A 20,105-nucleotide genomic window follows, 5' to 3' on the forward strand; every position below is an offset into this window, starting at 1 on the left:
GCCGGACAGGTCGTCAGACCTCCCGGCCGCTTCCACCTATGTGAAGGGATCCGCCATGGCCACCACGCGTCACGCGCACACCGTCTGGGAAGGCGACCTGCTGAAGGGTGCCGGGGTCGTCACCCTCGACTCCTCGGGCAAGGGCTCCTTCGACGTCTCCTGGCCCTCCCGCGCGGAGGCCGCCAACGGCAAGACCAGCCCGGAAGAGCTGATCGCCGCCGCGCACTCCAGCTGCTACTCGATGGCCCTCTCCCACGGTCTGGCCGGTGCGGGCACCCCGCCCACCCGCGTCGAGACCAAGGCCGACGTCACCTTCCAGCCGGGCGAGGGCATCACCGGGATCCACCTCAGCGTGCGCGCCGAGGTACCGGGCCTGGACGCCGAGGGCTTCGCCGCCGCGGCCGAGGACGCCAAGAAGAACTGCCCGGTCAGCCAGGCCCTGACCGGCACCACGATCACGCTCTCCGCCGAGCTGCTCTGATCCCTCGCGGTGCCCGGCCCGCGCCCGGCCCGCCCGCTCCCGCCCCGGCCCGACCGGCCGGCGGCCGGTGGGCGGCCGGTGGGCGGCCGGTGGGCGGCCGGTGGGCGGCCGGTGGGCGGCCGGTGGGCGGCCGGGCCGGGCGGGCACCCGCAGGTGTGACGCCGCGCCGGGCCCGCCCGCGCCGCGGCCCGCCCGGCGCGCCCCCGTGGTACGACGGCCCGGAACCACCTCCGGTCCCGCCATGGGGAGTTGCCGATGCCCACCACCCGACGCAGCCTGCTCGCCGCAGGCGGTACGGCCGCCATCGCCTTCACGGGCGCGCTGGGCGCCCTCTTCACCGCCTCCGCCGGAGCGAGCGCCCGCTCGGCGCCGCCCGCGCCCCCCGCGGGGGGCTACGGGCCGCTCGTACCGGATCCGGCCCGGCTGCTGGACCTGCCCGCGGGGTTCCGCTACCGGGTGCTGTCCCGGGCCGGCGACCGGATGCGCTCCGGTGAGGGCGTCGTCCCGGCCAACTGCGACGGCATGGCGGCCTTCGCCACCACGTCCGGCGGGGTGCGGCTGGTGCGCAACCACGAGAACCGGACCACCGCCGCGCTGCGCGTCCCGCCCGTCGAGGGACTCACCTACGACCCGGCCGCGCTCGGCGGCTGCACCGTCATCGAGCTCTGCCCGGCGGGCGAGGTCGTCGGCGAACGGGTGGGCATCGCGGGCACGGCCGTCAACTGCGCGGGCGGACGCACCCCTTGGAACACCTGGCTGACCTGCGAGGAGACCGAGGACACCGCGGGCGTCGCCGGGTACGCGAAGGACCACGGGTACGTCTTCGAGGTCGACCCGGCCGATCCGCGGCGCTCGGGGGCGGTGCCGCTGACGGCGCTGGGCCGCTTCGCCCACGAGGCCGTGGCGGTGGACCCGGTGCGGGGCGTGGTCTACGAGACCGAGGACGCCTTCGTGAAGCCCTTCGGGCTCTTCTACCGGTTCCTGCCGCGCCGCCCGCTGGGCGGGCCCGGTTCGCTGCGGGCGGGGGGCGTGCTGGAGGCGATGCGGGTGCGGGGGGTGGCGGACCTGGCCGTCGTGACGGAGCCGGGGACGGAGTTCCCGGTCGAGTGGGTGCCCGTACCCGACCCGTCGGCCGCCCGCACCCCGATCCGGTTCCAGGACTTCGGCCCGGGCGGCATCACGCACGCGCAGAAGCTGGAGGGCTGCTACTGGGGCGGGGACGTGGTGCACTTCGTCTCCAGCTTCGCCCGCAGCCGCGAGGGGGCCGCCGCCGACCACTTCGGCCAGGTCTGGTCCCACGACCCCGTGCGCGGCCGGATCCGCCTGGAGGTCGTCTTCGGCCCGGCCACGGACGTACGGCTGCCGGGGGACTCGCCGGACAACATCTGCCTGGCCCCGGACGGCGGCCTGATGGTGTGCGAGGACGGCGGCGGGGCACAGTACGTCTTCGGGCTGACCCGGACCGGCACGGTGTACGCGATGGCCCGCAACGCGGACGACATCGGCACGGCGGGCACGGCGGAGTGGGGCGAGTTCGCGGGGGTCACCTTCGCCCCGGACGGTCGGACGATGTACGTCAACGCCTACGCCCCGGGCACGACGTTCGCGGTGACGGGCCCCTGGCACTGACCCCGCACGCCCTCGTGCCCCGTCGCGCCCCGTCGCGGCCCCGTTCGATGTGGTGCAAGATCGGACGAAACCGGCGTGATGGGGGTAGTGATGGCCAAAGCGAAGGCGAAGGCGGAGACGAAGGCCAAGCAGGAGAAGAAGCCGAAGGCGGGACGGGAGGCCGGACGGAAGGCGGGACGGGAGGCGGGACGGGAGGCGGACGTGCCCGTCGCGCCGTTGCTCCGGGTGTCCCTCGGGGAGACCGTCCAGCTGGCGCACATCGACACCCGGTCGACACCCGGCGTCCCGGGCGGGAAGGCTGCCTCCCTGGCCTCCGCCGCCGCGATGGGCGAGCGGCTCGCCGAGCTCCAGGAGCGCCTCTACGCCGCCAGCACCGCCGGGGACCGCCGCCGGGTGCTGCTCGTGCTCCAGGGCATGGACACCAGCGGCAAGGGCGGCACGGTCAAGCACGTGATCGGCCTGTTCAACCCCTCCGGCTGCCGGATCCGGGCCTTCAAGGCGCCGACGGAGGAGGAGCGGGAGCACCCCTTCCTCTGGCGGATCAAGAAGGCCCTCCCCCAGCCGGGGGAGATCGGCATCTTCGACCGTTCGCACTACGAGGACGTCCTGATCGCCCGGGTCCGCGAGCTGGCGCCGCGCAGTCAGGTGCGCCGCCGCTACGCGCAGATCAACCGGTTCGAGAAGGCCCTCGCGGAGGACGGCGTGAGCGTGCTGAAGGTCTTCCTCCACATCTCCTACGAGGAGCAGCGCGAGCGGTTGCTGGCCCGCCTGGACGACCCCGCCAAGCACTGGAAGTTCAACCCGGGGGACATCGAGGAGCGCAGCGTGTGGCCCGCCTACCAGGAGGCCTACGAGCTGGCCCTGGAGCGCTGCGCCAGTGCCGCCGCGCCCTGGTACGTCGTACCCGCGGACCGCAAGTGGTACCGCAACTGGGCGATCGGCGCGCTGCTCCTGGAGCACCTGGAGGCCCTCGCGCCGGAGTATCCCGCGGCCGACTTCGACGTGGACGAGTGCCGCTCCCGCCTGCTTACCTCATAGTCATATATTTTGCGTACGTGACCATTTCTGTACGCAAAGTGGCCGTTGTAGCCGCGCTCGGTGCCGCCCTCGCGGGTTGCGGGGGCGGCTCGGCCACCCCGGGGGCCGCCTCCGCACCCGCCCGGACGGGTGCGCCCGCCTCGGCCGCGCCCTCCGGCTCCCCCTCGTCCGGCGCCTCTCCCGGCGCCTCGGCGGCAGCCCCCTCCAAGCCGCCCACGATCGCCCCCGGTCCGGGCGGGCTGACCCCGGTCTTCGAGCGTTCCCGGCAGACGACGGACAAGACCGTCGCGCTCACCTTCGACGCCGACATGACCTCCGACCAGGGGCCGCGCGCGGCGGGCGGCGAGCACTTCGACAACCCGCAGCTGATCTCCACGCTGCGCCAGCTGAAGGTGCCCTCCACCGTCTTCATGACGGGCCGTTGGGCCGAGGAGTACCCGGACCAGGCGAAGGCCATCGGTACCGACCCGAACTTCGAGATCGCGAACCACTCCTACAGCCACCACGCCTTCAAGTCCCCCTGCTACGGCCTGCCCGCGCTCGACGGCGCCGCGGCCCGCGCCGACGTGGACCGTGCCTTCGAGGCCTTCCGCAAGGCGGGCGCGGTCAACACCGTCCCGTACTTCCGCTTCCCCGGCGGCTGCTACGACGACCAGGCCCTGCGCGTCCTGGCCACGGCCAAGGTCACGGCGGTCCAGTGGGACGTGGTCAGCGGGGACGCCTTCGCCAAGGACCCGGACGCGGTGGCCGAACAGGTGCTGGCCGGGGTGAAGCCCGGTTCGGTGGTGGTCATGCACTGCACGCGCAGCGCCGCCCCCGTGACCGAGGAGGCCATCCGCAAGATCGTCCCGGAACTCCGCAAGCGCGGCTACCGCTTCGCGAAGGTCTCCGACCTGATCGGGAAGTGACGTTCCGCCGCGGAAGACCGGTCGGTCTAGCCGGAGCAGGCCGTGCGCTGGGCGTCCTGCCATTCGCATACCGGGCACAGGACCACGCCCGGGGTGGCGACGCCGTATTCGGTGGGCTCGCCACACTCCAGGCAGTCCGCGTAGGGCGGTCCGGGCACGCGCCCGGCCGGGGTGGCCGGGGCGGGGCAGTACGACGCGCCCTCGTCCGGGCGCTGCGGGTCCTGCGGCTGGTCCATGCCCACGACGGTACCCGGCCGCGCCGCCGGGTACCGTGTCGGCGGTCGCCCGGTCAGTGGGCGGCGGCCGCCTCCGTGACCTCGCTCGGGCGGACGATGACGAAGCCCTCGCCGCGCAGCATCAGCTGGACGGCCTCGCCGGAGCCGCCGCGGATCATCGAGCCGACGGACTGCGAGCGGTGCAGCCCGGTCTCCAGCTGGGCGCTCCAGCCGACGACCGCGTCCGTGTCGACGTAGACGGGCGCCTGCGCGGTGACCGGTATGACGATCGGGTTGCCGTCGCAGACCAGGGCGAGCTTGCCGTAGCCGGTGAAGAGGCTGTTGAAGAGGCCGCCGCCGGTCATTCCGGCGCCCTTCACCATCTTGATCTCGTAGGACAGGGTCGGGTCGAAGCACAGGACGTTGCGGCCGTTGATGGTCAGCGCGTCGCCCTGCTCCATCTCGACGATGAAGCAGTTCCCGGCCTGGTGCGCGAACCAGGCCTCGCCCTGTCCGCGGACCGACATCAGGGGCAGCCCCTCGCCGGTGACCGCGCGCTTGAGCATGCCCCCGATGCCCTGGCCCTTGCGCTCGAACTGGAGGTTGCCCCGGAAGGCGATCATCGCGCCCTGGCGGGCGAGCATTTCACCGTTGACGGTGTACTTGACGGATTTGGCGTTCTGCAGCTCCATGCCGGGGGCGGTGGGCGCCTGGGCCAGGTTCTCCGATGCGAAAAGATCACTCTTCATGCAGAGGATCCTCGCCCGCGAAGCCCCTCCCGGACATCCACCTGAAGTCGGAGGCCGACGGCGGGGGTGGCATGCGGCGAGGCTCGATGACGACCTCGGGTGAGGAGGAGCGCACGACGCTGGCAGGGGGGACCACGGCACTGCCCATGCAGACGCTCGAGGCGATGACGGAGCGCCGGCCGACGGCGATCCCAGGGCCGAGAGTGATCATGCTGCCCGTTTGGACCTCGTCCCAGCGGGTGAGGAAGTCGGACAGCTCGAACTCGCCGATCTTGGCGTAGCCGGTCGCGTGCAAGCCCGTCGCCACGGGTCCGCGCACAAAGTCTCCGATGCGGATGGAATCGGGCATCTGGCTCTCCTGATCTTCGTCGGGGTGGCGAGAGGGGTCAGGCCGTTTCGGCGGCCTCGCGCCGCAGGAAGTCGGGAAGGGCGCCCGGAGTGCTGTCGAGCCAGGCGACGTAGCGGGCCACGCCCTCGGCCACCGTGATCCGGGGCTCCCATTCCAAAGCGGCCGTCATGCGGGCCGTGTCGGCCGTCCCGCCCAGCGGGTCGCCCTCGGGCGAGGGCCGGTCCTGGAACTCCGCGTCGGGGTAGCGGTTGCGGATGAGCTGGGCCACGTCCCGAACGGACGTGGCCCGGCCGGTGCCGATGTTGAGCGTCTGCCGGTCGGCGCCTGGGGCGAGCATGGCCCGGATGGTGGCCTCGGCGACGTCTTCGACGTGCACGAAGTCGCGGACTTGTCGGCCGCCTCCGTTCAGGTGCAGGGGAAGACCGAGCTTCGCGCGCATCGTCATCCAGGCGACGACCCAGGAATGCGACCCATCCTTGACGGTCTGGGGTTCGCCGTAGACGGAGAAGTAGCGGACCGAGGTGTGGGAGACGTTGGCCTTGCCCAGAATGAGGGCAGTCTGCGCCTCGCCCCACGCCTTGGTGTTCGCGTACACCGACAGCGGGGCAAGGGGCAGGTCTTCGTTCCACCGCTGCACATCGTGGCGCTTGGGGTCGCCATTGCCGTAGACGGCCGCAGAGGAGACGAACACGAACCGGCGCACGCGGTCGTTGCGACGGCGGACCGCGTCCAAGAGGACCTGGGTACCGGTGACGTTGGTCTGAATCGCTGCCATCGGGTTGCGGGTACAGGCGGCCACGTCTGCGACGGCTGCGGCGTGCACGACGTAGTCGGCGGCCCGGACGACGTGGTTCATCAGGGTGGCGTCGGCGATGTCGCCCACGATGGTGTCCTGATCGGTGATGTGAACACCGAACAGCTCGGCATAGACGGTGGCGGGGTAGGCGTCGAGTTTGCCCACAGCGAGTACGCGCGCCCCAGCCGCGCGAAGGCGGGCGCTGATGCGGGAGCCGACCAGGCCCCCACCCCCGGTGACCACCACGGTCGATCCGGCGAGGGCGGCGGACGGGTGAGCGTCGGTCAGGGGCACGGTGGTCTCCTCGGATTCGGAGGTAAGGGAAACGAGTTGCGGAGAAGTTCCGACCGGGCCGGCTCGGGACCGCCTCCCCGCCACCCCGGCAGGCATCGCCCGAGGCAGAGGCGGACCCATCGGAAGGAGCGGTGGTGCAGCCCCGGGCGCGTGATGAACAGTGAACTCGCATACACGGAAAGTGAGTACGGTGAGGGCGGGGGGGAACCCGTTCAACCCGTTCAAGATCGCTTCCGAGGGGGCCGACGTTGGCAGGAGACCGGACACCGAACCGCGCCCTGGCGGACGTGATCGCCGAGTCCGGCTCCACGTACTACGCGCTGGCCAGGGAGATCCGCTCCGTGGCGGCCGAGGCCGGCCGGCAATTGAGTACCGGGCCGTCGGCCGTCGCCTACTGGGTCGCGGGCGGTACGCCCTCCGGGCCGACGCCCTCTTACATCGCCGAGGCCCTGACGAGAAGGACGAAGCGGAGGGTGACGGTCGCCGAGATCGGTCTAGGCTGCGACGTCCGACGGGGCCATCGAAACCGATCCGCTGGCCGTCATCGCCGATCTCGGGAGATCCGTCATGCAACGTCGCCGCGACTTCCTCGGCGCCGCGTTCACCGCCGCCGCCGTCCGTCTGCCGCTGAGGTACGACCACGAAGCGGTCGCGGCGACGATCAGAGCGGCCGAGGGCGGTGGCAGCGTCGGCCCGGCCGAGGTGACGACGGTCCGGCAGCTCACCGAGACGTTTCGGAGCGTGGACGAACGGATGGGCGGCGGCCACGGCTTGACCACCGTCACCGCCTATCTGACCGATACCGTCGCACCGATGCTGACCGCCCGGTTCCCCTCCGCCCCGGTCCGCTCCGAGGCATTCGGGGCAGCGGCCCAGTTGGCTTGCCTGGTCGGCTGGAAACACCACGACCTGGGACGGGACGGTGCCGCGCAGAGGTACTACCTTCTGGGCTACCAGCTCGCCTGTGAGGCCGACCCGAACGGCCATGCGGCGTGGATGATGCGCGCCCTGACCCATCAGGCTCTTGACCTCGGCCATCCCCGATCGTGCCCCGAGCTGGCCGGAGCGGCACTGGACCGGGCATCAGGGAGAGTGGACCGGCGGACCGAGGCACTGCTCTTGGTGACCTGTGCCAGGGCGTACGGGGCCAGCGGCCAAGGCGCCAAGGCGGCGCGCGCCCTACTGGCGGCCGAAGACGCCGTCACGGACACCCGGGACCCGGTCCCCGCCTACGCCGCCGCCTCGGGTCCCGTGGCGGCCACGGTCGCCTCCCACATGGGAAAGACCCTGACGGCAATGAACGACCACGCGGCGGCCGAACGGCACTACCGGCGGGCCCTGGCGGGCCGCACACCGGGCACGTACCAGCTCAAGCACGGGCTGACCATGGCCAACCTGGGGCGATCGGTGGCCGGGCAGCACCGGTACGAGGAAGCCGTGGGCCTGTGGGCCCGGTCCCTGGATTTCATGGGCGGCGTGGTCTCCGACCGCAACAGGCGGGCCGTCAAGACGATCAGATCGGCGGCCTGCTACCGCAAGCGCGGCGTGGCCGGGGCCGCGGCCTTGGACCAGCGCGCCACCGAACTACTGGAGGGCCACGCGTGACCAGCACGAACAGCGCGACGTCGACGTTGGGGGTCGTGGTGCTGACCATGGGCGACCGGCCCGCCGAGCTGCGGGCCCTGCTCGACTCGGTCGCCGCCCAGGATGGCGACCCGGCCACCGTCGTGGTCCTCGGCCAAGGCGTTCCCCTGCCTTCGCTGCCGGACGGTGTGGCCGGAGTGGAGCTGCCGGAGAACCTGGGCATCCCCGGCGGACGGAACGTCGGCGTGCGGTGGCTGCGCGAGCGGGGCGGCGTGGACATCGTGGTGGTCCTGGACGACGATGGTCTGCTGCCCCGCACGGACACGTTCCGGCTGGTCCGGGAGGCGTTCGCCGGCGACCCACGCCTCGGCATCGCAGGCTTCCGCATCGCGGACGAAACCGGGGCGAGTCAGCGCAGGCACGTCCCCCGCCTGGGCGGCAAGAACCCACTGGTGTCCGGGCCGGTGACCACGTTCCTCGGCGGCGGCCACGCCATCCGCATGAGCGTGATCGACCTGGTCGGCGACTTCCCCGACCAGTTCTTCTACGCACATGAGGAGACCGACTTCGCCTGGGGGGCGCTGGACGCCGGCTGGGCCATCGACTACCGGGCGGACATGGTGCTGCAACACCCGCGTACCGAGGCGTCCCGGCACGCGGTCTACTACCGCAACACCGGCCGGAACCGGGTCTGGTTGGCCAAGCGGCACCTGCCCGCCGCCCTGGTGCCGATCTACCTCGGGACCTGGGCCGCGTACACACTGGCCCAGCGACCCCCGCTGTCCGGCCTGGCGGCATGGTGGGCCGGCTTCTTCGAAGGGGTACGGGTGCCGTGTCCACCGCGGCGGCCCATGCGGTGGCGGACGGTGTGGAGGATGACCCGATTGGGCCGACCCCCCGTGATCTGACGGGCCCGAGTGCCGGGGCGCCCCGACGGCCTCCTGAAGTCGGAGGCTCGCGGCCGGGGTGGCAGACTTGGCCGAATGAGCGCCCACGACACCGCCCGCGACATCGTCGAGCCTGAGCAGCCGTTCCTTCCGGAGCGCCTCGCCCGCGACGAGGCGCCGCAGTTCGTGCTGCCGCTGGTGGTCCGGCTGGAGAAGACCGCGCCGCCGGCCCGGACGGACGCGCTGGAGACGGCGGCCCGCGCGGTGCTGGTGCTGCTCTCGGACGAGCGGGCGCTCGGCGAGGGCGAGTGGGCCCGGGCTGTGCACGACTGGCAGGACGCGCGGATCCGCAAGGTGGTGCGCCGGGCGCGCGGGGCGGAGTGGCGCAAGGCCCAGACCCTGCCGGGCATCACGGTGCGGGGCGGGGAGTCCGAGGTCCGGGTGTTCCCGCCGGTCCCGCTGGACGGCTGGCCCAAGGAACTCGCCAAGCTCCAGGTGTCCGGCACGGACCTGGACGACCCGGAGCCCGCGGCGCCGGCGGAGCCCGGGGTGCCCGTGCTGTGGCTCAACCCCGAGCTGGACATGTCGGCGGGCAAGGAGATGGCCCAGGTCGGGCACGCGGCGCAGCTCGCCTGGTGGGAGTTGACCGGGCCCGAGCGGGCGGCCTGGCGGGCGGACGGCTTCCGGCTCGCCGTGCGGACGGCCGGTCCCGAGCGCTGGGCCGAGCTGGCCGGGAGCGGACTGCCGGTGGTGCGGGACGCCGGTTTCACCGAGATCGCACCGGGCTCCTGCACGGTGGTCTCCGACCACCCGGTCCTGCGCGCACGGCTGCGGTAGCGGTCGCCCGCGAGAGCGGTCCTGCCGGTCCGCCCCATCCGCGGACCGTTGTGCGGAACCTCAAATGTTGCTCTGAACGTCCCTCCCTGCGGTTGGCTGCTCTTCGCCGGGGTCATGACACCGGCGACGGACCGCTTGGAAGGGGGCGAGGGGTACATGGAGCGCACGGCACACCTGGGGGTGGGCATCGGCTGGCGGCCCGAGATCGCGGAAGCGGTGGAACGGCTGCCGGACCTGGACTGGGTCGAGGTGGTGGCCGAGAACATCTGCCCGGGCCACCTGCCCGCGTCGCTGCTGCGGCTGCGCGAGCGCGGCACCGCGGTCGTTCCGCACGGCGTCGGCCTGGGGCTCGGCGGCGCCGACCGCCCCGACCCGGCCCGGCTCGCCGCACTGGCCGAGCGGGCGGTGGCCCTGGGCGCGCCGCTGGTGAGCGAGCACATCGCCTTCGTACGGACCTCCTCGCCGGTGCTGGAGGCCGGGCACCTGTTGCCCGTGCCCCGGACCCGGGACGCCCTGGACGTGTTGTGCGAGAACGTGCGGATCGCCCAGGACGCGCTGCCGGTCCCGCTGGCCCTGGAGAACATCGCCGCACTGATCTCCTGGCCGGGCGAGGAGCTGACCGAGGGCCAGTTCCTCGCCGAGCTGGTCGAGCGGACCGGGGTACGGCTCCTGATCGACGTGGCCAACCTGCACACGAACCGGGTGAACCGGGGCGAGGACCCGCTGGCCGCGCTCGACGCGATCCCGCTGGAGGCGCTGGCGTACGTCCACGTCGCGGGCGGGGTGGAACGCGACGGGGTCTGGCACGACACCCACGCGCACCCCGTCGCACCGGTCGTCCTCGACCTCCTGGCGCAGCTGCGCGAGCGGGTGGACCCGCCGGGGGTGCTGCTGGAGCGCGACGACGACTTCCCGCAGGAGGCCGAGTTGGCGGGCGAGCTGAGCACGATCCGCGCGGTGGTCCGGCGCCGCGACCGGGACCCGCGGCCCGGCGCCCCGGACGCCCCCGCACGCACCCGCCCCGCCACCACCACCACCGTCGCCGCCGACCTCCCGGCCGTGCGCACCCGGGTCGGGCTGGGCCAGGCCGCCCTGTTGTCGGCGCTGGTCGCCGGAACGCCCGTACCCGAGGGCTTCGACGGGCAGCGGCTGCGGGTGCAGTCGCGCGCGCTCGCCGCCAAGCGCGCCGGGGTGGTGCGCAAGCTGGCGCCCGAACTGGTCGAGGTGCTGGGGGCGGCCGCCTACCGCGAGTCCTTCCTGCGGTACGCCCGGACCCGTCCCATGACCGGTGGCTACCGGCGCGACGCGCTCGACTTCGCCGAGCACCTCCTCATCCAGGACCTGCCCGAGGACCCGGCGGCGCGGCAACGGCTCACCGAGTGGTGGCAGGACCGGGCCGGGGTCCGCCCCGTCGGGCCGCTGGCGCGCTGGGCGCGGGCCCTGTTGCCCTGGCGGCGCAGGCCGCCGCGGCCGGGCGCGACCGGTACCGCGCACCCCGCGCACCCCGTGCACCCCGCGTCCGGCGCGCACGCCGGTGCGGTGCCCGCCGACCGCTCCACGGACGCCGCCGCCGGCGCTGCCGCCGCTGCTGCGGGACGGGGTACGAGATGAACGCGCTCGCCGGCTGCGTCTGGGTGGCCGTCCTCGTCTCCTCGCTCGCGCTGCACCTGGGGATCCGTCGCTTCCGCACCCGCCCGGCCGGTCCCGTGCCCCGGCTGCACGACCTCTCCGAGGCCGCCTTCCTCTCCGGCGGCCCGGGCCGGGTGGTCGACGCCGCGCTCGTCTCGCTGCTCTGCGACGGCCGACTCGTCGTCGGCGGTCCCGGCATCGTCCACGCCCTGCCCGGGGTACGGGCCCACGACCCGGCCGAACGTGCGGTGCTCCTGGCGCACTCCACGGCGCCCTCGGGGGCGCTGCACCTGCTGCGGCTGGCGGCGATGCGGGATCCCGCCGTCCAGGAGATCGGCGACGACCTGGCCGACCGCGGGCTGATCGCCCTGCCCGGCACCGGCCGGATCTGGCGGCGCTGGGGGCTCGTCCAGGTCGTCGTCTGCCTGCTGGGCTTCCCGCTGGCGGTCGCGGCCACCATCGTGCAGTTCGCGGGTCCGATCGACGATTCCTTCCACGTGCCCTTCGTCGTCGAGGTGCTCCCCGCCCTGCTGGGCGGCGCGGTGGCGGGCGGAGTGGGCGCCTCCCGGGCGCGGGGCCGGATCACCACGGCCGGGCGACGGGCCCTGAACGAGATGCGCGCCCAGCACGCGCGCGAGCGCGGCGCGCCGGTCCAGGCCGCGCTGTTCGGGCTGACGGGCGTCCGGGACCCGTACCTGCGGGCGCAGTTGCTGCCCGCCGCCCGGCTCGGCGGCGCCCGCGCCACCTCCTCGTCCAGGGCTTCCCGCAGCTCCCACGACGCGCACGGGTCCGGGTCTTCCGCCGACGTCCTGCCCGTCGTATGGTGCGCCGGGAGCGACGGCGGCGGAGCGAGCGGCTGCGGCGGGACCTCCGGGTCGAGCTGCGGCGGTTCGGGATCGACGGGATCGGGTTGCGGCTCCTCGGGGAGCAGCTGCGGGAGTTCCTCCGGCGGTTCGAGCTGCGGCGGCTCCAGCTCCAGTTGCGGCAGCTCCAGCGGTTCCAGCTGTAGCAGTTCGAGCGGTTCGAGTTGCAGCAGTTCGTCCGGTTCCAGCTGTTCCAGCAGTTCCTGACCCTTCATCACGAGCGCATCACGAGGTGTTCACACCTCGGCACCACCCCCGACCAGGAGCTTCAACATCTTGTAGAAATCAGGCCATGTTCTGGGTCCTGTTCCTCCTGACGGCCTGGGCCGGAGCGCTGTTGTCGTGCGCCCGCCTGCTGAGCGCCGCGACCGACGACGCGCCGCCCGCCCCCGGTGCCACCGCGCACCCCCACGACGAACTGAACCTGTACGAGGTCGCCTACCTGGCGGGCGGTCCCCGGCGGGTCGCCGAACTGACGCTGCTCTCCATGGAGCGCCAACGGCGCCTGCTGCTGACCCGCACCGGGTGGGCGACCGTACTGGATCCGGTCGGCCGCGATCCGCTGGAGCGTTCGGTGCTGGACGCCTTCGGCCCCGACGGGCAGTCGCCGGTGGAGTCCGTCCGCACCGCGGTGGCCGCCCACGAAGCCGTACGGGCGCTCGCCGACCGGCTCGGCGCGGCCGGGCTCGCCCTGCCCGAGGACGCCCGGGCCGGGATCGCTTCCGGAGTCGAAGCGGTGCGCGGGGCCGGCGCGCTGGTCCTCGTGATGGCCGCGGCCTCCCTCCTGGTGCCCTCCGGCGGCGCCTCCCCCACCTTCATCATGTGCTGGTTCGCGCTGCCGCTGATCCTCACGCTGGGCTGCCTGGGCATCGCCCGCTTCGAGTCCCATCCCTACTCCGCGTGGGCCTCCCCCGCCGGGCAGAAGCTGCTGACCGCCCTGGCCCGCGAGCGCGGGCGCGGCGAACCGCTCGCCGCCATCGCCGTGCGCGGGGTGCGCGCCGTCGGGGATCCCGGCCTGCGCGCCGCACTGTCCCGCGGCAACCGGGGGACGCTCCCGCGGCAACGGGAGTACTGAGCGCGACACCCGGCGGTGATCCTGTACAAGCGCACCGGCCTGTCGTCCCATCGGTTCATCCGATGAGACGACAGGGGCCGCCATGCGGACGACACCGACCCGCCACGGAGCCGCCGCGGCGCTCCTCTCCCTCGCCCTGTGCGTACCGACGGCCGCCGCCCGGGCCGCCGAGGGCCCCGGCCCCCGCCCCGTCCCCCACGCCGAGCCGGCCACCGCGCCGACCACCTCGCACGCCGAGACCGCCGGCGAGCGCGCCGGGCGCCTGGGGGCCGAGGTCGTCGCCCGCCGGGCCACCGCGCACCGGCTCGACTTCCACGCCTGCCCCGCGAGCGAGGGGCTCGCCGCCCCCGTGCGCTGCGCCCTGTTGCGCGTACCGCTCGACTACGCCCGCCCCGACGGGCCGCAGATCTCGCTGACCGTCAGCCGGGTCACCGCCACCGGCGACCGGGGCACCCGCCAGGGCTCCCTCGTCCACAACCCCGGCGGCCCCGGCGCCTCCGGCATGTACTTCCCGCTCGTCGCCGACCTGCCCGAGTGGCAGCGCGTCGCCGCCGCCTACGACCTGGTCGGCTACGCCCCGCGCGGGGTCGGCCGCTCGGCCCCGCTCTCCTGCCGGGACCCGGCGGCGCGGCCCGAGGGTCCCACCCAGGTCCCGGAGCGGCCCTCGCCGGCCTACAAGCGGCAACGGCTCGCGGCCGCCGAGGAGTACGCACGGGGCTGCGCGCGGCGGGCGGGCGCGGCGCTGGCGCACTACACCACCCTCGACAACGTCCGGGACCTGTACGTGTTGCGCGCCGCGCTGGGCGAGGCGCGGCTCAACTTCCTGGGGGCCTCGTACGGGACCTACCTCGGGGCGGTCTACGCGACGCTCTACCCGGGCCAGGTGCGCCGCCTGGTCCTCGACTCGGCGGTCGATCCGGATCCGGCGCGGATCTGGTACCGCAACAACCTCGACCAGTCACCCGCGTTCGAGCGGCGCTGGGCCGACTTCCGCGCCTGGGCGGCCCGCCACCACGACGTCTACGGGCTGGGCCGTACGGCCGCCGCGGTCGGCGCGAGCTACGAGCGGGTGCGGGCGGCGGTGGCCCGCGAGCCCGCGGGCGGGGTCGTCGGCACCGGCGAGTTGCAGGCGGCGTACCTGCGGACGGCGTACTACGACGAGGTCTGGCCGCGGCGGGCGGCGGCGCTCGGCGCCTACCTGCGCGGCGACTCCGGGCCGCTGGTCGAGCAGGCCGGGCCGGACCCGGCGGCGGCCGCCGAGGAGGAGAACGCGCGGGCGGTCTACACGGCGGTGCTGTGCAACGACGCGCCCTGGCCCGCGGACTGGGCGACCTGGGACCGCGACAACACCGAACTGGCCCGGACCGCACCCTTCGAGACCTGGTCCAACGCCTTCCTGAACCTGCCCTGCGCCTCCTGGCCGGCGGCCGCGCAACGGCAGCGCCCGGTGGACGTGGGCGGGGGCGGGGGCGGGGGCGGGGGCGTGAACGCGGGCGAGGGGGTGCGCGCGGCGCTGCCCCGGACGCTGGTGGTGGCCGCGGAGCGGGACGGGGCGACCCCCTACCCGGGGGCGCTGGAACTCCAGCGGCGGCTCGGGCCGCAGGCCGCGCTGGTCACGGAGACGGGGGCCGGTACCCACGGAGTGGTCGGCGGACGCAACGGCTGCGTGGACCGGCACGTGGAGCGGTACTTGCTCACGGGTGCCACGGCGGGGTGGCGCGTCGCGTGCGCGCCGCATCCGGAGCCCGCACCGGTGTCGCTGGACGACCGGGCAGCGGGCACCCGAAGGGTGCCGCTGCCGCCAGTCGTCTGAACTTCCGGGCGGGATCTCCGGCTGCGTCGATTCGGGGGCAGGGCCTCCCGATCCCCGGAAGCCGCGTCGGTCTGAACACGCGGTCTTCCGGTCCTTCCCCCCAGGGGAGGTATCAGGCGAGCCCGGCCACCAGATCGGCGACGGACTTGCGGCGCCCGGTGTAGAAGGGCACCTCTTCGCGGACGTGCATGCGGGCCTCGGAGGCGCGCAGGTGACGCATGAGGTCGACGATGCGGTACAGCTCGTCGGCCTCGAAGGCCAGCATCCACTCGTAGTCGCCCAGCGAGAAGGAGGCGACGGTGTTGGCACGCACGTCCGGGTAGCCGCGGGCCATCATGCCGTGGTCCTTGAGCATGCGGCGACGGTCCTCGTCGGGCAGCAGGTACCAGTCGTAGCTGCGTACGAAGGGGTACACGCTGACGTAGTCGCGCGGGTTCTCGTCGGCCAGGAAGGCCGGGATGTGCGACTTGTTGAACTCGGCCGGGCGGTGCAGGGCCATGTTCGACCACACCGGGTCCAGCGCGCGGCCCAGCTTGGTGCGGCGGAACAGGTTGTAGGCGCCCTGCAGCTCGTCCGAGGTCTCGGCGTGCCACCAGATCATGATGTCCGCGTCGGCGCGCAGGCCGGAGACGTCGTAACTGCCGCGGACGGTGATGTCCTTCGCGGCGAGCTGGTCGAACAGCTCCTGGACCTCGTCGGCGTAACCGGCGCGGTCCTCCGGGAGGACGTCCTTCAGCTTGAAGACGGACCACAGGGTGTAGCGAATGACCTCGTTGAGGTCCTTGGCCTTCTTCCCCGCGTTGGGAATCTTCTCTGGTGCAGTCATGTGCCTATTGTCCCGTGTCCTGATCAGTGCTCTGTGCCTGGGGTGCCGAACGCGCCCGCGGAACCCGCCGCGACCGCGCCGGAGTGCCCCGCGGCCAGTGTCCCGGCCACCGCGTCGGCGGCCCGGTACGCGCTGGCGACGCACGCCGGGATGCCCACGCCGTCGTACAGCGCGCCGCACACCGCGAGCCCGGGCAGGCCCGCGACGGCCGTCCGGATCCGGGCCACCCGGTCCAGGTGCCCGACCGGGTACTGCGGCAGTCCGCCGGTCCAGCGGGTGACGGCCGAGGCCACCGGGCGGGCGGCCAGCCCCACGGCCTCGCCGAGGTCCGCGAGCGATACGTCGACCAGCTCGGCGTCCTCCCGCTCCAGGACGGCCTCGTCGCCGTGGCGGCCGACGGAGGTGCGCAGCAGGAACAGGTCGCGATCGGCGCCCGACCAGGCCCACTTGTTGCTGGAGAAGGTCGACGCCTTGATGGTGCGGCCGTCCACCGGCGGCACCAGGAAGCCGCTGCCGGTCAGACCGGCCGGCAGTTCGGAGCGCCGGAAGGCCAGGGTGACCAACGCCATCGAGGCGTAGTCGACCTCGCGCAGCTCGCCGGCGGCCGCGGGCGCGAGGCGCTCCAGCAGGGCGGCCGCGGGGCCCGCGGGGGTGGCCAGGACCACGGCGTCGGCCTCGATGACCTCGGCCGGGGCGGTGCCGGAGCCGCCGGTCACCACGCGCCAGCCCGCGGGCGTGCGCAGCAGTTCGCGCACGGGCGCCCCGGTCAGGATCCGCGCCCCGGCGGCGCGGCAGGCCGCGGCGACGGCGAGCGGGAGGCGGCCGATGCCGCCCTCGATGCCCGCGAAGACGGGGCCGGTGTCCTGCGGCCGCTCGGCGGCCCGGCGCTGGATCTCCCGTACGCCCTCGGCGAGGGAGCGGTGGGTGCGGGCGGCCTCGAAGAGCTGGGGCACCGCGGCCCGCATCGAGATCCGGTAGGCGTTCCCGGCGTAGACCCCGCCGAGCAGCGGTTCCACGAGCCGGTCCACGACCTCGCGGCCGAGCCGGGCGGCGACGTACGCGCCGACGGCCACGTCCTCGCCCAGCTCGGTGGGGGCGAGGTCCGCGTCGGCGGAGATCCGGGCGAGGCCCTCGGCGGAGAGCACGCCCGAGGCGGCCAGCAGGGCCGGGTCGCCCGGGACGCCCATGACGTGGCCGCGCGGCATCGGCCGCAGGGCGCCGCGGGTCCACAGGGCGGCGGTGGCGGTGGCGGGTGCCCGGAGGGCGTCGCCGAGGCCGACGGCCCGGGCCAGCTCCACGGCTTCGGGGCGGCGGGCGAGCACGGATTCGGCGCCGAGGTCGACGGGGAGCCCGGCGAGTTCCCCGGCGTGCAGCTTGCCGCCGAGCCGCGCGCCGGCCTCCAGTACGGTCACCCGCGCGCCGGTGGCGAGCAGCCGGTGGGCCGCCGCGAGTCCGGCGATGCCGCCACCGATGACCACCGCGTGGCCGGGCCGGCCGGAGCCGCGCCGCCCATCGGGGTCGGCGTCGGCGCGTCCGCCCGTACTCATGTCCGCTTCCTGCATGGACACATCGTCTCAGACCGATCACCGTGGCCGGACCGTGACCGCATCGGGACCGGTCCGCGGCCGGCCGGTGAAACCCGCGCGGGGCGGCGCGCGTCGAAGGGTGGACACCGGCCGAACCCTCGGGGGGACCCACCGTGCACACCGACCGTCCGACGAAGAGAACCACGCACCTGCTCGCGGCCCTGGCCCTGGCCGGGGCGCTCGCGCTCACCGGATGCGGCGCGGACTCCGCGGCCCGGGACAAGAGCTCGGCGGCGGCCCCCGGGGCGGCCCGGCAGGACGCCGAGGGCGCCGGCGGCGCGGCCCCCGCTCCCCCGGCCGCCCCTTCCGCCGCGGCCGACCAGGGCAAGGGGCCGCAGCAGCCCGTGGCCGGGCGCCCGCAGGTCATCCGTACGGCGACCCTCTCGATCGAGACCGCGCAGGCCCAGGGGGCCCTGGCCGCGGCCCGGTCCGCCGCCGAGAGCGCGGGCGGGTTCGTGGGCGGCGAGAGCACCCGGCGCGACGCAGACGGGGCGCTGACCTCGTCGCTGACCCTGCGGGTGCCGGCGGACCGGTTCGACGCGGTCCTCACCGCGCTGGAGGGCAGCGGCAAGCTGCTCGGCCGCAAGGTCGAGGCGCTCGACGTGACACAGAAGGTCGCGGACGTCGACAGCCGGGTGAAGTCCCAGCAGGCGAGCGTGGTGCGGGTCAGGGAGCTGATGGAGAAGGCCACGGCGATCGGTGACGTGGTGCTGCTGGAGGGCGAACTGAGCCGGCGCCAGTCCGACCTGGAGTCGCTGCTGGCGCAACAGACGGCTCTCAAGGACCAGACCTCGCTCGGCACGATCACCCTGGAGGTCGCCCAGCCGCGGCAGGTCGAGGGGGCCGGCGAGGACGACGAGGCGGGCTTCACGGACGCGCTCGGTGGCGGCTGGTCGGTCTTCACGACAGCGCTGCGGTGGATCGTGCTGGCCTTCGGGGCAGTGCTGCCCTTCGCCGGGGCCGCCGCGCTGCTCCACCTCGGATGGCGGGTGCTGCGCGGGCGGCGCGCGCCGGGGTCCGCCGCGGCGCCGCCGGAATCGCAGGAGGGCGTGACGGACTGAACGTCCGTTCGGACGTAGCGTGTCACCGACGCGCAGGACGACGGAGGGACGGTAGGGGCGATGGCGGCGACGGAACGACTGGTGGTGGTCGGCGGCGACGCGGCGGGGATGTCCGCCGCGTCGCAGGCGCGGCGGCTCAAGGGCCCGGCGGAGCTGGAGATCGTCGCCTTCGAACGGTCGCACTTCACCTCGTACTCCGCGTGCGGGATCCCGTACTGGATCGGCGGGGCCGTCGCCGGGCCGGACGAGCTGATCGCCCGTACCCCCGAGGAACACCGGGCGCGCGGGATCGACCTGCGCACCGGGACCGAGGTGCTGGAGCTGGACCTGGCCGGCCAGCGGGTGCGCGCCCGGGATCTGGAATCGGGGTCCGAGTCCTGGACGGGTTACGACCGGCTGGTCCTGGCGACCGGCGCCCGCCCGGTCCGCCCCCGGCTGCCCGGGATCGACGCGCAGGGGGTGCACGGCGTCCAGTCCCTGGACGACGGGCAGCGCCTGATGGACACCCTGGAACGCGGGGACGTCCGGCGCGCGGTGGTGGTCGGCGCGGGCTACATCGGCGTGGAGATGGCGGAGGCCCTGGTCCTGCGGGGCTTCGAGGTGACCGTCCTGCACCGGGGCGCGCAGCCGATGGCCACCTTGGACCCGGACATGGGCGGCCTGGTGCACTCCGCGATGAACGCGATGGGGATCCGTACGGTGGCGGGGGCCGAGGTCACGAAGATCCTCACCGACGAGGAGGGCCGGGCCCGGGCGGTGGCCACGGCGACGGGCGAGGAGTACCCGGCGGACGTGGTGGTGCTCGGCATCGGCGTGGAGCCGCGCACCGGCCTGGCCCGGGCGGCCGGGCTGCCGCTCGGGGAGTCGGGCGGGCTGCTGACGGACCTCGCCATGCGGGTGCGGGGGCACGAGAACGTCTGGGCCGGCGGGGACTGCGTGGAGGTGCTGGACCTGGTGTCGGGCCGCACCCGGCACATCCCGCTGGGCACGCACGCCAACAAGCACGGCCAGGTGATCGGCTCGGGGGTGGGCGGCGGCTACGCGACCTTCCCCGGCGTGGTGGGCACCGCGGTGAGCAAGGTGTGCGACCTGGAGATCGCCCGCACGGGCCTGCGGGAGCGGGACGCGCGGGAGGTGGGCCTGCGCTTCGTGACCTCGACGATCCGCTCCACGAACACGGCCGGGTACTACCCGGGGGCGGCGGAGATGACGGTCAAGATGCTGGCCGAGCAGCGCTCGGGGCGGCTGCTGGGGGTCCAGATCGTGGGCGGGGCGGGGTCCGCGAAGCGGGTGGACATCGCCGCGGTGGCGCTGACGGCCGGGATGACGGTCGACCAGGTCGTCTCGCTGGACCTTGGCTACGCGCCCCCGTTCTCCCCCGTGTGGGACCCGGTCCTGGTCGCCGCGCGCAAGGCGGTGGCGGCGGTGCGGTCGGCTGGGGTCTGACCCCCGCCACCCCCGGGGCTCCGCCCCGGACCCCGCGCC

18 protein-coding genes and 1 pseudogene are annotated in these 20,105 nt (G+C 74.3%); 13 read left to right on the forward strand and 6 right to left on the reverse strand.

From position 1 onward, the window contains the following. The first annotated feature begins 55 nt into the window (after positions 1-55). The 4 genes from ACIBEA_RS36095 to ACIBEA_RS36110 all read left to right on the forward strand — a co-directional run bounded on the left by ACIBEA_RS36095 (position 56) and on the right by ACIBEA_RS36110 (position 4,056). Positions 56-481, forward strand: a complete 426-nt coding sequence (locus tag ACIBEA_RS36095) for an OsmC family protein (RefSeq protein WP_399267434.1) — start codon at positions 56-58, stop codon at positions 479-481. 255 nt (positions 482-736) lie between these two features. Continuing rightward, on the forward strand, positions 737-2,110 hold the full coding sequence (locus ACIBEA_RS36100; RefSeq protein WP_399267435.1) for an alkaline phosphatase PhoX: 1,374 nt from the start codon (positions 737-739) through the stop codon (positions 2,108-2,110). Positions 2,111-2,200: 90 nt separating this feature from the next. After that, positions 2,201-3,148 carry a PPK2 family polyphosphate kinase gene (locus ACIBEA_RS36105; protein WP_399267436.1) on the forward strand — a complete coding sequence of 316 codons (948 nt, stop codon included), beginning with the start codon at positions 2,201-2,203 and terminating at the stop codon, positions 3,146-3,148. A 17-nt stretch (positions 3,149-3,165) separates the two neighbouring features. Next, complete coding sequence (locus ACIBEA_RS36110; protein ID WP_399267437.1) at positions 3,166-4,056, forward strand: polysaccharide deacetylase family protein; 891 nt, start codon at positions 3,166-3,168, stop codon at positions 4,054-4,056. A 26-nt stretch (positions 4,057-4,082) separates the two neighbouring features. Here the strand turns inward: ACIBEA_RS36110 and ACIBEA_RS36115 are convergent, their stop codons facing one another. Genes ACIBEA_RS36115 through ACIBEA_RS36130 form a run of 4 tightly spaced genes read right to left on the reverse strand, consistent with a single transcriptional unit; the run spans position 4,083 to position 6,459 of the window. Next, positions 4,083-4,292: a hypothetical protein gene (locus ACIBEA_RS36115; RefSeq protein ID WP_399267438.1), complete on the reverse strand. Its 210-nt coding sequence runs from the start codon at positions 4,290-4,292 to the stop codon at positions 4,083-4,085. A gap of 53 nt (positions 4,293-4,345) precedes the next feature. After that, on the reverse strand, positions 4,346-5,020 hold the full coding sequence (locus ACIBEA_RS36120) for an AIM24 family protein (RefSeq protein ID WP_354379188.1): 675 nt from the start codon (positions 5,018-5,020) through the stop codon (positions 4,346-4,348). Further along, entirely contained in the window at positions 5,010-5,369 is a 360-nt protein-coding gene (locus ACIBEA_RS36125; RefSeq protein WP_399267439.1) for a hypothetical protein, read from the reverse strand. The genes ACIBEA_RS36120 and ACIBEA_RS36125 overlap by 11 nt, the downstream gene beginning before the upstream one ends. 37 nt (positions 5,370-5,406) lie before the next feature. Next, the gene (locus ACIBEA_RS36130; protein WP_399267440.1) at positions 5,407-6,459 is read right to left on the reverse strand and encodes an NAD-dependent epimerase/dehydratase family protein; all 1,053 of its coding nucleotides are present in this window, start codon (positions 6,457-6,459) and stop codon (positions 5,407-5,409) included. Between the two features lie 248 nt (positions 6,460-6,707). Between ACIBEA_RS36130 and ACIBEA_RS36135 the strand changes: the two are divergent. The 7 genes and pseudogenes from ACIBEA_RS36135 (at position 6,708) to ACIBEA_RS36165 (ending at position 15,147) form a co-directional block, all read left to right on the forward strand. Beyond that, positions 6,708-8,064: pseudogene (locus ACIBEA_RS36135) on the forward strand (tetratricopeptide repeat protein). A 47-nt stretch (positions 8,065-8,111) separates the two neighbouring features. After that, positions 8,112-8,951: a glycosyltransferase family 2 protein gene (locus ACIBEA_RS36140; RefSeq protein WP_399267475.1), complete on the forward strand. Its 840-nt coding sequence runs from the start codon at positions 8,112-8,114 to the stop codon at positions 8,949-8,951. Between the two features lie 75 nt (positions 8,952-9,026). Next, the gene (locus ACIBEA_RS36145) at positions 9,027-9,767 is read left to right on the forward strand and encodes an aminoacyl-tRNA hydrolase (RefSeq protein ID WP_399267441.1); all 741 of its coding nucleotides are present in this window, start codon (positions 9,027-9,029) and stop codon (positions 9,765-9,767) included. 156 nt (positions 9,768-9,923) lie between these two features. Further along, positions 9,924-11,378, forward strand: coding sequence for a DUF692 domain-containing protein (locus tag ACIBEA_RS36150; RefSeq protein ID WP_399267442.1), 1,455 nt, complete (start codon positions 9,924-9,926; stop codon positions 11,376-11,378). Beyond that, positions 11,375-12,466 carry a TIGR04222 domain-containing membrane protein gene (locus ACIBEA_RS36155; protein ID WP_399267443.1) on the forward strand — a complete coding sequence of 364 codons (1,092 nt, stop codon included), beginning with the start codon at positions 11,375-11,377 and terminating at the stop codon, positions 12,464-12,466. The genes ACIBEA_RS36150 and ACIBEA_RS36155 overlap by 4 nt, the downstream gene beginning before the upstream one ends. Before the next feature lie 85 nt (positions 12,467-12,551). After that, positions 12,552-13,334 (forward strand): TIGR04222 domain-containing membrane protein, encoded by a 783-nt coding sequence (locus ACIBEA_RS36160; protein WP_399267444.1) that lies wholly within the window; start codon positions 12,552-12,554, stop codon positions 13,332-13,334. 82 nt (positions 13,335-13,416) lie between these two features. Continuing rightward, a complete protein-coding gene (locus ACIBEA_RS36165; protein WP_399267445.1) occupies positions 13,417-15,147 on the forward strand; it encodes an alpha/beta hydrolase in 1,731 nt (576 codons plus the stop codon). A gap of 112 nt (positions 15,148-15,259) precedes the next feature. Here the strand turns inward: ACIBEA_RS36165 and hemQ are convergent, their stop codons facing one another. Together hemQ and hemG are read right to left on the reverse strand one after the other, a co-directional pair. After that, positions 15,260-15,973, reverse strand: a complete 714-nt coding sequence (gene hemQ / locus ACIBEA_RS36170) for a hydrogen peroxide-dependent heme synthase (RefSeq protein WP_399267446.1) — start codon at positions 15,971-15,973, stop codon at positions 15,260-15,262. A 23-nt stretch (positions 15,974-15,996) separates the two neighbouring features. Then, the gene (gene hemG, locus ACIBEA_RS36175; protein ID WP_399267447.1) at positions 15,997-17,520 is read right to left on the reverse strand and encodes a protoporphyrinogen oxidase; all 1,524 of its coding nucleotides are present in this window, start codon (positions 17,518-17,520) and stop codon (positions 15,997-15,999) included. A gap of 152 nt (positions 17,521-17,672) precedes the next feature. Here hemG and ACIBEA_RS36180 point away from each other — a divergent pair, with 152 nt between their 5' ends. Together ACIBEA_RS36180 and ACIBEA_RS36185 are read left to right on the forward strand one after the other, a co-directional pair. After that, positions 17,673-18,620, forward strand: coding sequence for a DUF4349 domain-containing protein (locus ACIBEA_RS36180; RefSeq protein WP_399267448.1), 948 nt, complete (start codon positions 17,673-17,675; stop codon positions 18,618-18,620). 60 nt (positions 18,621-18,680) lie between these two features. Then, positions 18,681-20,066 (forward strand): FAD-dependent oxidoreductase, encoded by a 1,386-nt coding sequence (locus ACIBEA_RS36185; RefSeq protein WP_399267449.1) that lies wholly within the window; start codon positions 18,681-18,683, stop codon positions 20,064-20,066. The last annotated feature ends 39 nt before the right edge of the window (positions 20,067-20,105 follow it).

It is taken from the genome of Streptomyces sp. NPDC051555 (genome assembly GCF_044454405.1).
Classification (GTDB): domain Bacteria; phylum Actinomycetota; class Actinomycetes; order Streptomycetales; family Streptomycetaceae; genus Streptomyces.